This is a genomic window from Azospirillum isscasi, from assembly GCF_030849505.1.
Lineage (GTDB): Bacteria > Pseudomonadota > Alphaproteobacteria > Azospirillales > Azospirillaceae > Azospirillum > Azospirillum isscasi.
Genome location: NZ_JAUJFI010000049.1, coordinates 24,385 through 36,342, shown reverse-complemented (window position 1 = coordinate 36,342; position 11,958 = coordinate 24,385). Strand labels below are relative to the sequence as shown.

The 11,958-nt window shown below is 67.1% G+C and carries 12 protein-coding genes and 1 pseudogene; 3 read left to right on the top strand and 10 right to left on the bottom strand.

What is annotated here, in order from left to right; translation table 11 throughout:
- From QSG27_RS12305 to QSG27_RS12275, 7 genes and pseudogenes are all read right to left on the bottom strand, one after another.
- Positions 1–197: pseudogene (locus QSG27_RS12305) on the bottom strand (branched-chain amino acid ABC transporter permease); the annotation flags it as partial.
- A 3-nt stretch (positions 198–200) separates the two neighbouring features.
- Positions 201–1,088, bottom strand: coding sequence for a branched-chain amino acid ABC transporter permease (locus QSG27_RS12300; protein WP_306706500.1), 888 nt, complete (start codon positions 1,086–1,088; stop codon positions 201–203).
- Positions 1,089–1,182: 94 nt separating this feature from the next.
- On the bottom strand, positions 1,183–2,397 hold the full coding sequence (locus tag QSG27_RS12295; RefSeq protein WP_306706498.1) for an ABC transporter substrate-binding protein: 1,215 nt from the start codon (positions 2,395–2,397) through the stop codon (positions 1,183–1,185).
- 58 nt (positions 2,398–2,455) lie between these two features.
- Entirely contained in the window at positions 2,456–3,193 is a 738-nt protein-coding gene (locus QSG27_RS12290; RefSeq protein WP_326522685.1) for an ABC transporter ATP-binding protein, read from the bottom strand.
- On the bottom strand, positions 3,186–3,941 hold the full coding sequence (locus QSG27_RS12285; RefSeq protein ID WP_306706496.1) for an ABC transporter ATP-binding protein: 756 nt from the start codon (positions 3,939–3,941) through the stop codon (positions 3,186–3,188). The genes QSG27_RS12290 and QSG27_RS12285 overlap by 8 nt, the downstream gene beginning before the upstream one ends.
- 332 nt (positions 3,942–4,273) lie before the next feature.
- Complete coding sequence (locus QSG27_RS12280; protein WP_014240398.1) at positions 4,274–4,747, bottom strand: MarR family winged helix-turn-helix transcriptional regulator; 474 nt, start codon at positions 4,745–4,747, stop codon at positions 4,274–4,276.
- Between the two features lie 426 nt (positions 4,748–5,173).
- Positions 5,174–6,235: an enoyl-CoA hydratase/isomerase family protein gene (locus QSG27_RS12275; protein ID WP_306706494.1), complete on the bottom strand. Its 1,062-nt coding sequence runs from the start codon at positions 6,233–6,235 to the stop codon at positions 5,174–5,176.
- 167 nt (positions 6,236–6,402) lie between these two features.
- On the opposite strand from QSG27_RS12275, the gene QSG27_RS12270 reads away from it, so the two are divergent.
- From QSG27_RS12270 to hemB, 3 genes are all read left to right on the top strand, one after another.
- Positions 6,403–7,359, top strand: a complete 957-nt coding sequence (locus QSG27_RS12270; RefSeq protein ID WP_306706491.1) for a diacylglycerol/lipid kinase family protein — start codon at positions 6,403–6,405, stop codon at positions 7,357–7,359.
- Between the two features lie 25 nt (positions 7,360–7,384).
- Positions 7,385–8,233: a metallophosphoesterase family protein gene (locus tag QSG27_RS12265; protein WP_306706490.1), complete on the top strand. Its 849-nt coding sequence runs from the start codon at positions 7,385–7,387 to the stop codon at positions 8,231–8,233.
- 63 nt (positions 8,234–8,296) lie between these two features.
- Positions 8,297–9,310 carry a porphobilinogen synthase gene (gene hemB, locus QSG27_RS12260; protein WP_306706488.1) on the top strand — a complete coding sequence of 338 codons (1,014 nt, stop codon included), beginning with the start codon at positions 8,297–8,299 and terminating at the stop codon, positions 9,308–9,310.
- A 46-nt stretch (positions 9,311–9,356) separates the two neighbouring features.
- Here hemB and QSG27_RS12255 read toward each other — a convergent pair whose 3' ends face one another.
- The 3 genes from QSG27_RS12255 to dapA form a co-directional block, all read right to left on the bottom strand.
- Positions 9,357–10,385 carry a methyltransferase gene (locus tag QSG27_RS12255; RefSeq protein WP_306706486.1) on the bottom strand — a complete coding sequence of 343 codons (1,029 nt, stop codon included), beginning with the start codon at positions 10,383–10,385 and terminating at the stop codon, positions 9,357–9,359.
- A gap of 111 nt (positions 10,386–10,496) precedes the next feature.
- Positions 10,497–10,973, bottom strand: a complete 477-nt coding sequence (gene smpB, locus QSG27_RS12250) for an SsrA-binding protein SmpB (RefSeq protein WP_306706483.1) — start codon at positions 10,971–10,973, stop codon at positions 10,497–10,499.
- 36 nt (positions 10,974–11,009) lie between these two features.
- Positions 11,010–11,885 carry a 4-hydroxy-tetrahydrodipicolinate synthase gene (gene dapA, locus QSG27_RS12245; RefSeq protein ID WP_306706481.1) on the bottom strand — a complete coding sequence of 292 codons (876 nt, stop codon included), beginning with the start codon at positions 11,883–11,885 and terminating at the stop codon, positions 11,010–11,012.
- Positions 11,886–11,958 lie beyond the last annotated feature (73 nt).

The following is an 11,958-nucleotide window of genomic DNA, read 5'->3' as shown; positions in this document are numbered from 1 at the left end:
AGGTTGAAGGCGCAGGCGAACAGCGCGAAGCACAGCACCTTCATCACGAAGACGGGGTACAGCACGTAGGGCGCGGCGATCAGCACCGCCAGCAGGACGGCCAGGGCCAGAAGGCCCGGCGTGGCCGGCTTTCCGGTTGCGGGAGCCGCGGTGGAAGCCGCGGTCTCGCGGCGGACGGCATGGGTCTCGGTCGCCATGGGTCACCTCTCCCGCCCGAAAAGGCCGGCGGGCTTGATCAGCAGCACCACGGCCATGATGACGAAGACGACGATGTTGGACGCCTCCGGATAGAACACCTTCGTCAGCCCTTCCAACAGCCCGAGGCCGTATCCGGTCAGCACAGCACCCAGAATCGACCCCATGCCGCCGATCACCACCACCGCGAAGACGACGATGATGAGGTTGGAGCCCATCAGCGGCGACACCTGATAGATCGGGGCGGCCAGAACGCCGGCCAGCCCGGCCAGCGCCACGCCGAAGCCGTAGGTGGCCGTGATCATCACCGGCACGTTGATGCCGAAGGCTTGGACCAGCACCGGATTCTCCGTCGCCGCCCGCAGATAGGCGCCGAGCTTCGTCCGCTCGATCGCGTACCAGGTGGCAAGGCAGACGATCAGCGAGGCGACGACGACCCAGCCGCGGTAGTTGGGCAGGAACATGAAGCCGAGATTCTGCCCGCCGCGCAGCAGATCCGGAATCGGGTAGGGCTGGCCCGAGACGCCGTAGAAATGGCGGAAGATCCCCTCGACGATCAGCGCGAGGCCGAAGGTCAGCAGCAGCCCGTAGAGATGGTCGAGCTTGTAGAGCCGGCTGAGCAGCGTCTTCTCCAGGATCACCCCGAAGGCGCCGACGACCAGCGGCGCCAGGAGCAGCGCCCACCAATAGCCGACCCCCGCCATGGTCAGCAGCAGCCACGCCACGAAGGCCCCCAGCATGTAGAGCGCGCCATGGGCGAAATTGATGACGTTCAGCATGCCGAAGATCACCGCCAGCCCGAGGCTGAGCAGCGCGTAGAAGGACCCGTTGATCAACCCCAGCAGAAGTTGCCCGAACAGCGCCTGGGGCGGGATGCCGAAGATGGTGGACATGATGGTTCGCCTCCGGCCGTTCTGCGCGGCGGGTGATCGCCCCGGCGCCCCTCCCCGCCTGCGGCGGGAGACGGGGCGCCGGGGCGGGCGGAGATCAGCCCGGCAGCTTGCAGCCGCTGTCCGCCAGGGTGGCGAAGGCCTCGTCGCCGGGGATGGTGCGGATGATCTCGTAATAGTCCCACGGCCCCTTGGACTCGCTGGGCTTCTTCACGCGGGCCAGATACATGTCGTGGACCATGCGCCCGTTCGGCAGGATCTTGCCGTTCTTGGCGAACATGTCGTTGACCGGCATCTCCTTCATCTTGGCGGCGACGGTCGGTCCATCGTCGGTGCCGGCGGCTTCGATGGCCTTCAGGTAGTGCTTCACGGCGGAATAGCTGCCGGCCTGCACCATCGTCGGCATCTTGCCGGTCTTCGCCTTGAACTTCTCCGACCAGGCGCGCTTCTCGTCGTCCATGTCCCAATAGAATCCGGTGGTCAGGACGAGATCCTGGGCCACCTGGAGCCCCAGCGCGTGCACGTCCGACAGGAAGATCAGCAGCCCGGCGAGCTTCTGCTGGCCGCTCTGCGTCAGGCCGAACTCCGACGCCTGCTTGATCGAGGTGATGGTGTCGCCGCCGGCGTTGGCGAGGCCGATCACCTGCGCGCCGGACGATTGCGCCTGCAGAAGGAAGGAGGAGAAATCCGCCGTGTTCAGCGGCGCGCGGACGGCCCCCACCACGCTCCCCCCGGCCTTCTTCACCTCCGCCGCCGTGTCGGCCTCCAACTGGTGGCCGAAGGCATAGTCGGCGGTCAGGAAGAACCACTTCTTGCCGCCCTCCTTCACGATGGCCTGCCCGGTGCCGACGGCCAGCGCGCGGGTGTCGTAGGCCCAGTGGAAGCCGGTGGGCGAGCAGGCGTCGCCGGTCAGGCGCGAGGTCGCCGGGCCTTCCATCAGGAAGATCTTCTTCTTCTCGCGGGTCACCTCCTGCACGGCGAGCGCGACGCCGGAGTTCGGCACGTCCACGATGACGTCCACCCCGTCGCGGTCGATCCATTCGCGGGTGATGTTCGACCCGATGTCCGGCTTGTTCTGGTGGTCCGCCGCGACGACCTCGATGGGTTTGCCCAGAATCTTGCCGCCCACCTCCTCCACCGCCATGCGGACGGCGACCGCGGAGCCCTCGCCGCCGAGGTCGGCGTACAGGCCGGAGCGGTCGTTGAGGACGCCGATCTTCACGACGTCGCCCGAAACCTTGCCCTGCTGGGCCTGTGCGGAACCGACGGCCAACGCGGCGAGCGCCGCCCCGGCAAGCAGACGTGCAATCATTCCATTCCTCCCGGTTCGAGTTCAGACGTTTCTGGTTGGTGAGTTTCTGTTTGCTGGGTCAAACACCGAGGTATTCGTGCAGCTTCTCCATGTTGGCGGCGAGTTGGTCGTTAGGGATCATGTCGACGACATGGCCTTCCTCCATCACGTAATGGCGGTCGGCGATGGTGGCGGCGAAGCGGAAGTTCTGCTCCACCAGCAGGATGGTGAAGCCGCGCTGCTTCAGCTTGCGCACGGCGACGCCGATCTGCTCGATGATGACGGGGGCAAGCCCTTCGGTCGGCTCGTCCAGCAGGATCAGGTCGGCGCCGGTGCGCAGGATGCGTGCGATGGCCAGCATCTGCTGCTCGCCGCCCGACAGGCGCGTGCCCTGGGTCGAGCCGCGCCCCTGAAGGTTCGGGAACAGTTCGTAAATCTGCTGGACGGTCATCCCGCCGTCCTTGACGACGGGCGGCAGCATCAGGTTCTCGTCCACGCTGAGCGAGGCGAAGATCCCGCGCTCCTCCGGCACGTACCCGATGCCAAGGCGGGGTATCCTGTGCTGGGCCATGCCGATCAGCTCCTGCCCCTGGAAGCGGATGGAGCCGGTGCGCCTGCCGACGATGCCCATGATGGAACGCATGGTGGTCGTCTTGCCGGCGCCGTTGCGGCCCAGCAGCGTCACCACCTCGCCCTGGCGCACGTCGATGTTGACGCCGTGCAGCACATGGCTTTCGCCGTAGAAGGCTTGAAGGTCGGAAATCTCCAACATGGCGGTCCGGGTCGGCGTGCTCTGAATCGGCTGGGCGTCAGGCATGACCGCTCCCCATATAGGCTTCACGGACCTTCGGGTGGCGCGACACCTCGGCGTAGGGCCCCTCGGCCAGAACCTCGCCGCGGGCCAGCACGGTGATCCAGTCCGACAGGTTGGAGACCACGGACAGGTTGTGCTCCACCATCAGGATGGTGCGGTTGGCGGAGACCCGCTTGATCAGCGCCGCGATGCGGTCGATGTCCTCGTGCCCCATGCCGGCCATCGGCTCGTCCAGCAGAAGCATTTCCGGCTCCAGGGCGAGCGTCGTGGCGATCTCCAGCGCGCGTTTGCGTCCGTAGGGAAGCTCCGCCGCCGGCAGATGGGCGTAGCCGGCCAGCCCGACATCCTCCAGCAGTTCCATCGCCCGCCCGTTCAGCCGGTCGAGCACCGATTCCGATTTCCAGAACTGGAAGGAGTTCCCGAGCGGGCGTTGCAGGCCGACACGGACATTCTCCAGCACCGTCAGATGCGGGAACACCGCGGAAATCTGGAAGGAGCGGACGATGCCCATGCGTGCGACGTCCGCCGGCTTCACCGCCGTGATGTCGCGCCCGTTGAACAGGATGTGCCCGTTGCTGGGCTGAAGGAACTTGGTGAGCAGGTTGAAAACGGTGGTCTTGCCAGCCCCGTTGGGACCGATCAGCGCGTGGATGGACCCCCTCCGCACCCGCAGGCTGACGTCGCGGACGGCTACGAAGCCCCGGAATTCCTTGGTCAGTCCGCGCGTCTCCAGAATGACGTCACTTGCCATATCCTCCCCGTTCCCTGTTATCGGCGGCCTTCTTGCGGGACCGCCCATTGTTGGTTCAGGTTATCAGCAATCTGTCACACGCACAGCTTACGGAAAGAACTCAATCCCGTCCATCCGGAACCACCGATGCCGTGACAAACCGCGGCCGGGGGACGATTCCACCGGCAATGAGCGGGCGTTCGGAGGCCGGAATGCGGGCATGAAAAAAGCGGCCACGCAGGGCCGCACACCGACTCGCGACGCGCCCCCGGACCGATGTCCGGGAGCGGGCCTTTTTCTTTCGACGCAGGAGCCGGAAACCGCGGTACCGATCGGACTCAGGCGGCCCCGGATCAGGCGGCCGAGGTCAGCGGAAAGCCGCTGTAGTCGAGCGACGCCGACCAGAAGCGTTCGAGCTTGCGCAGGGTCTCGTTCGCCTTGACCAGTTCCTCGTCGCTGAAGCCGGCCTTTTCCAGCGCCGTCAGGTGGCGCTCGAACATGCGGCTGATCTTCTCGCGCAGGTCGAGTCCTTTCTCCGACAGGCGGACGCGCACCGACCGGCGGTCGTGCGGCGAACGCTCCTGCCCGAGATAGCCGTTCTCGACCATCTTCTTCACGTTGTAGGACACGTTGGAGCCGAGATAATAGCCGCGCGCCGTCAGTTCGCCGACGGTCATCTCGTCCTCGCCGATGTTGTACAGAATCAGGCTCTGGACGTTGTTGATGTCCTGGATGCCGAGACGGTCAAGCTCGGTCTTCAGCACCTCGAGAAAGTGGCGGTGAAGCCGTTCGATCAAGAGGATGCTTTCGTAATAGGGTTTGCGCACCGCGGTCTCCTTTGGCTCGTACCGGACATGGGCCGACCTGTGGCCTTTCCGGGGTCCTTAAGGGGAGATTAACCGATCATTGTCCGGCAATCACCTCAATAATGCCCCAAAAGCACAGCCCGGATTGTAGAACAGCCTGGCCCCGCGGACTCCCCCGTCCTGCCGCTCCAGGCCCCGTTGCGTGCAATGACATCCCGAAATCGGCCCCGAATCCGGCCCCAAATCCAGCCCCGAATTCGAGTGTCCCGGCGGCGTCTCCGCGCGGCGGACCGCGTGGAGACGCCAACCCGTCTCTTCCAACCTTGGCCGACAACGGTCAGGTTTGAGACAAGTCCCGCAAGGATTTCCCCGATACTAACGCAGAAACGCGCGGAATGTGCCCGCATCGTTGCACGTTCTGGCTGCAATAAAGGGGAGCATGCCTCATCAATCGGTAAAGCGCAGATCCCCGCCGTTGGGTTCGGCGAAGTGGCGCTCCACGTCCTCGGCGTCCACCTCGGCCAGGGTGGCGGGCGACCAGCGCGGATTCCGGTCCTTGTCCACCAGCGCCGCGCGGATGCCCTCGTAGAAGTCGTGGCGGGCGAGGAAGGCGAGGCTGAGGCGAAGCTCCTGGATCATGCAGCCGTCGAAATCCAGCTTGGCGCCGCGGCGCAGCGCCTCCAGGGTCACCTTCAGGCTGGTCGGCGACACGCGCTTCAGCGTGGCGAGCTGGCCGGCGGCCCACTCCGTTCCCTCCGCCTCCAGCGCCGCGACGATGGCCTCCACACTGTTGTGGGCGTAGCAGCGGTCGATGGCCGCACGGTTGGCGGCGACCGGCGGCGCGCCCGCTTCCTCGCGATGGCGCGCGACCGCCTCGTCGGCGGGCACGCCGTCGGCAAGGTCGGCAATCAGGGACTCGAGCCTCGCGCTGGGGACGAAGGCGTCGGCGGCGCCGACCTCCAGCATGTCCGCCGCCTTCAGCCGGTCGCCGGTCAGCCCCAGCCAAATCCCAACCTGCCCCGGCAGGCGCGGCAGGAAATAGGTGCCGCCGACGTCCGGATAGAGGCCGATTCCCGTCTCCGGCATGGCGAACATCGTCCGCTCCGTCACGATGCGGTGGGAGCCGTGCTCCGACAGGCCGACGCCGCCGCCCATGCTGATGCCGTCGATCAGCGCGACGTAGGGCTTCGGGCAGGTGTGGATCAGCCGGTTGAGGACGTATTCCTCGCTGAAGAAGGCGCGGATGGAGGCACCGTCGTCCTGCCCCGCCTTGGCGGCCTTGCCCGTCTCGTACAGGTTCACCACGTCGCCGCCGGCGCAGAACGCCTTTTCCCCGGCGCCCTGCACGACGACGGCCTTGATCTCCGGATCGGCCGCCCAGGCCCGCAGCTGCGGATCGAACAGGCGGATCATGCCCAGGGTCAGGGCGTTCAGCGCCTTCGGACGGTTCAGCGTCACGAGCCCGATGGCGCCGCGGCGTTCGAACAGGATCTCAGCAGAGTCGCTCATGGTTCCGGTCGTTTCCATTTGTTCGTTTGTGGGGCGGATTTGTTGGTTTCGGGCGATGATACGGGCGGCGGGCGGCGTGTCAAACCGCCGTTTCGCAGCGCAGCGTCGCGGAACACCGCCCCCGCCCCGACCGTTGCCGCCCCCACAGTCATGAGCGGGACAGTTCCATGATCGCAGCCTCAGCAGCGCAAGCGTCACGTCAGGAGGGTCCGGGCCGGAAGACGGCCATCGTCCTCAACCGGTCGGCGGGAACGCTGGCCGGCCAGCCGCTCGACGACACCATGGCGGCGATCCGCCGCGCCTTCGAACGGCACGGGGCGGAGGTCGCGCTGTCGGCGGTGGAGCCGGCGGACTGCGCCGGGGCGATCCGCAAGGCCATCGACTCCGACGCCGAACTGGTCATCGTGGGTGGCGGCGACGGGACCATCCACACCGCGGTCAACATGATCCTGCCCACCGGCAAGATCCTGGGCATCCTGCCGCTCGGCACCATGAACCTGCTGGCGCGCGACCTGAAGACCCCGCTGGACCTCGACGAGGCGTACGAGGCGCTGGCCGCCGGGGAGGTGCGCAGCATCGACGTGGCGGAGGTGAACGGCAAGGTCTACCTGAACAGCTCCGTCCTCGGCTTCTACCCCCAAGTGGTGCAGGAGCGGGAGGAGAAGCGCAAGCGGCACCGCCTGCTGAAATGGCCGGCGATGGCGCTGGCGCTGGTCCGCACCTTCCGCCGCCTTCCCTTGCTGGACGTGCGGATCGACTGGGGCGAGGGACCGCGCCGCGTGCGCACGCCGGTGCTGGTCGTCTCCAACAACCCCTATGACGGCGAGGCGGGCAGCATGCTTCTGCGCCGCGCCACGCTCGATTCGGGAAAACTCGGCGTCTATGTGGCGCGGCAGCGCGACCCCTGGGGCCTGCTGCGCCTGATGGGGCGCACAGTCCTTGGAACCTGGCAGCAGGATGAGGAGTTGGAAACGCTGACGGCGACGCAACTGACGGTGCACAGCCGGCGGCACCGGCTGAAGATGGTCAACGACGGCGAGATTTTGCAGATGGAGCCGCCGCTGAACTACCGTATCCGTCACAAGGCGCTGAAGATCCTGGCCCCGAAAGCGGAAGGCGCGTGATCGGCAGGACGAATCCGGAGGTGTCGTGAAGAAGCTCGCCCACATCTCGGACCTGCATTTCGGGCGGATCGACCCGGCGGTGGTCGATGGCCTGCTGGCCGACCTGACGGCGGCGCGGCCCGACCTGATCGTGATTTCCGGCGATCTGGTCCAGCGCGCCAAGGCCCGCCATTTCCTGGAGGCGCGGGCCTTTCTGGAGAAGCTGCCCTTCCCCTATCTGGTCGTGCCGGGGAACCACGACATCCCGGTCTACAATGTGGTGCGCCGCTTCCTCGACCCGTTCGGCAACTACAAGCGCTTCATCACCAGCGACCTCAGCCCCTTCCACATCGATTCGGAAATCGCCGTGCTGGGGATCAACACCGCGCGCTCCGTCATCATGGATTTTTCCGAAGGGCGCCTGAACAAGGCCCAGATCCAGCGCGTGCGGGAGGTGTTCTGCGAGGTGCCGGACACGGTGTTCAAGGTGCTGTTCACCCACCATCCCTTCCTGCCGCCGCCGGACGCGCCGAAGACCAAGCTGGTCGGACGGCACAAGCTGGCCCTGCCGGCGCTGGAAAGCTGCGGGGTGGACCTTCTGCTGGCCGGGCACCTGCACCGCGCCTATTCCGGCGACATCATGACCCACCACACCCAGGTGGCGCGCTCCATCCTGGTCGCCCAGGCGTCCACCGCGACCTCCACCCGCCTGCGCAACGAGGCCAACGCCTACAACCTCATCGCCATCGACCCGCCGCGCGTCACCTTCGAGGTGCGGTCCTGGGAGGGCGCCGCCTTCACCGGCGGTCTCGCCTCGCAATGGCGCAAGGACGGGCACCGCTGGGTCATGGAGATGCAGGACACGGGATTCAGACCTGTGAGCGGTGTGGCTTGAGTCGCGGCGGCCATGCGGCGTAGGATCGCGCCGCAAGTTATAAGAGCACATCAGGTCCCCCATATGTCCGCCTCGCACTTCCGGTCCCCGGCGTCCTTCCCGCGCACCCGTCTGCGCCGCAACCGCGCCGACGCCTGGACCCGCCGCCTCGTCGCCGAACACCGCCTGACCGTGGACGACCTGATCTGGCCGGTCTTCGTGATCGAAGGCGAGAACCGGCGGGAGCCCGTGGCCTCCATGCCCGGCGTGGAGCGGCTGACCATCGACCTCCTGACCGAGGCGGTGGCCGGAGCGGGCGACCTGGGCATTCCCTGCATCGCCCTGTTCCCGGTCGTCGGTTCCGACGCCAAGTCGGAGGACGCGGCGGAAGCCTACCGCCCCGACAACCTGATGAACCGCGCCATCCGCGCGCTGAAGACCGCGGTGCCGCAGGTCGGCATCCTCGGCGACGTGGCGCTCGACCCCTACACCAGCCACGGCCACGACGGCATCCTGCGCAACGGCTACATCCAGAACGATGAAACCGTCGAGGTGCTGGCCCGGCAGGCCCTGTCGCAGGCGGAGGCCGGCGTGGACATCGTCGCCCCGTCGGACATGATGGACGGGCGCATCGGCCTGATCCGCGACCGTCTGGACAGCCAGGGGCACGAGCTGGTGCGGCTCTGCTCCTACGCCGCCAAGTACGCCTCGGCCTTCTACGGTCCCTTCCGCGACGCGGTGAACTCCGGCGGCTTCCTGAAGGGCGACAAGAAAACCTACCAGATGAACCCCGCCAACACCGACGAGGCCCTTCACGAGGTCGCGCTCGACCTTCAGGAAGGCGCGGACATGGTGATGGTGAAGCCGGGCCTGCCCTATCTGGACGTCATCCGCCGGGTGAAGGACACGTTCGCCGTTCCGACCTTCGCCTATCACGTCTCCGGTGAGTATGCGATGCTGCGCGCCGCCGCGCAGAACGGCTGGCTGGATTACGACAAGGCCCTGCTGGAGACGCTGACCGGCTTCAAGCGCGCCGGTTGCGACGCGATTTTGACCTATGGCGCCGTCGATGCGGCGCGGCTGCTGAAAGAGGGCTGACCCTGCTGCGGGGGCCGCGCTCCGGCGCCGCCCCCGCCATCCCTCTTTACTTCGGCGTGCCCTTCCACACCTGGAATTGCGGTGTTTCCAGCAACAGGTCGGCGTGGCCGAAGGCCGTCTTGAACAGCTTGCCCACGCCCGCCGTCCGCTGCGTCACCGCGACCAGCGAGCCGCGGAGCTTCAGATACTGCTTGGTGCCGGCGACCAGCGCCTCCAGCATCCCGAAATCCTCGTCCTTGCCGCGGTGAAGCGGCGGGTTGGAGACGATCAGCCCGAAGCGCTCCCGCGCGCCCAGCCCGGCCAGCCCGTCGCTCAGCACGCATTCCGCGTCCGGCACATTCTGGCGGGCGGCGTGCAAAGCCACCGCGTCGATGTCGAGAAGGGTCAGCCGGGCGTCCGGCGTGCGCTCCCGCACCGCCCGGGCGATCACCCCGGCCCCGCAGCCGAAATCCAGCACCGCGGTGCCCGCCGCGACCTCCGGCAGGACCTGGAGCAGGCATTCCGTGCCGGTGTCCAGCCGTCCATGGGCGAACAGACCGGGATAGGAGACGAGATCCAGCCCCCCGTCACGCCCCGGCAGCGGCAGGGCGACGGTTTCGCGCCAGTCCTCCAGATTGCCTTTGGCCGAGGCGCTGGTTCGGCGGCTTTCCAGGACACGGACGCGGCGCTTGATGGCGAGGGTCTCCAGCCCGTCCAACAGCCCGTCGAAGCGTTTGGGCGCCGAGGTGATCCCCTCGTCGTTGCTGCCGACGACCCACAGCGGCGCGCCGGTGGGGAGACGCGCGGCGAGAGCGTGCAGCGCCATCTCGAAGGCGGCCCAGCCGCGCGGCAGGCGCAGCACGGCCCCGTCGAAGGCACCGTCCGCCGGCCAGGGCGTGGCCGGTTTCCCGTCCAGGGCAAGCCGGTTCCAGGGGGTGACTTCCGCCCCGCCGTCGGCAAGCGCCCGTCCCATCGCCCCGTCCGCGTCGCCGGCGACGAGGATGCGGCCCTGGGGGCGGCGTTCAGCGAAAAGGTCGGCGGCGACGCCGGCCACGGTGGCTTCCCGGTCGCCGGCGCGGTTGGACAAGCGGCTCACATTTCTTCTCGTCAATGGTCGTATCGGTGTGGGACCGCACCACGGGGACACGGAGACACAGAGAAAGCGCGCTCTCTGTGTCTCCGTGTCCCCGTGGTGAAATTCTTTTCCTCAGCCCCGGTCGCGCATCAGGCGCGCCTTGTCGCGCTGCCACGTCCGTTCCTTCTCGGACTCGCGCTTGTCGTGCTTCTTCTTGCCGGCGGCGAGACCCACCTGGACCTTGGCGATGCCGCGGTCGTTGAAGTAGACCGACATCGGAATCAGCGTGATTCCCTTCTGTTTGATGGCGCCCATGAGCTTGTTCAGCTCGCGGCGGTGCACCAGCAGCTTGCGCGGCCGTTTGGTCTCATGCTGAAGCCAGCGGCCCGCCTGCCCGTATTCCGGGATGTAGGCGTTGAACAGGTACAGTTCCCCGTCCTTGAGGCCGGCGTACGCCTCGTTGATGCTGGCACGGCCGCCGCGCAACGACTTCACCTCGGTGCCGGTCAGGATCAGACCGGCCTCCAGGGTGTCTTCGATGAAATAGTCGAAGCGTGCGCGGCGGTTCTGTGCCGCGATGCGCCTTGGTTCGGGCTCGCGGGCGGCCACGTCTCCTCCTTCCCTCGGGCGGGGTGGTGCTGCCCGTTAGGACAGCACCCCGGCCTTCTTCATCGCGTCGCGGACGATGGTCCGCGTGCTCTCCGACGCGGCGACCAGCGGCAGGCGAACCTCGTCCGTGGACTTGCCGAGCAGGCTGGCGGCGTATTTCACCGGGGCCGGGCTCGTCTCCACGAACATGGAATCGTGCAGCGGGGTCAGCAGGTCGCGGTACTTGTAGGCGGTGGCGAGGTCGCCCTTGCGCCAGGCGTCCTGCATCGCGGCGCACTGGGCCGGCGCGATGTTCGCCGTCACCGAGATGCAGCCGACGCCGCCCTGCGCGTTGAAGGCCAGCGCCGTCGCGTCCTCGCCCGACAGCTGGATGAAGTCGGGGCCGACCTCCTGCAGCAGACGGACCGGACGGGCCAGATCCGCCGTCGCGTCCTTCACGCCGATGATGTTCGGCAGCTTGGCGAGGCGGGCCATCGTCGCCACCGACATATCCACGACACTGCGGCCGGGAATGTTGTAGACAACGATCGGCAAATCCGCCGCGTCATGGATCGCTTTGAAATGCTGGTACAGACCTTCTTGCGTCGGCTTGTTGTAGTAGGGCGTGACCACCAGCGCCGCGGTGGCGCCGGCCTTCTTCGCGTGCTGGGTCAGCGAGATCGCCTCCTCGGTGGAGTTCGACCCGGTGCCGGCGACGACCGGAACCTTCCCGCCCGCGGCCTCGATGCACAGCTCGACGACGCGGTTGTGCTCCTCGTGGGAGAGGGTGGGCGACTCGCCCGTGGTGCCGCACGGAACGAGACCGTGGGTGCCCTGCGCAACCTGCCACTCGACGAAGGACTGGAAGGCGGCCTCGTCCACTTTCCCGTTTTTAAACGGGGTCAAAAGAGCGACGATGGAACCGTACAACATGCCTGCCACCTCCGACGGACTACAAGAAAAGTGTCGCGCACCTTAGCCGCACCCGTTCCCCCGAGCAAGAGCG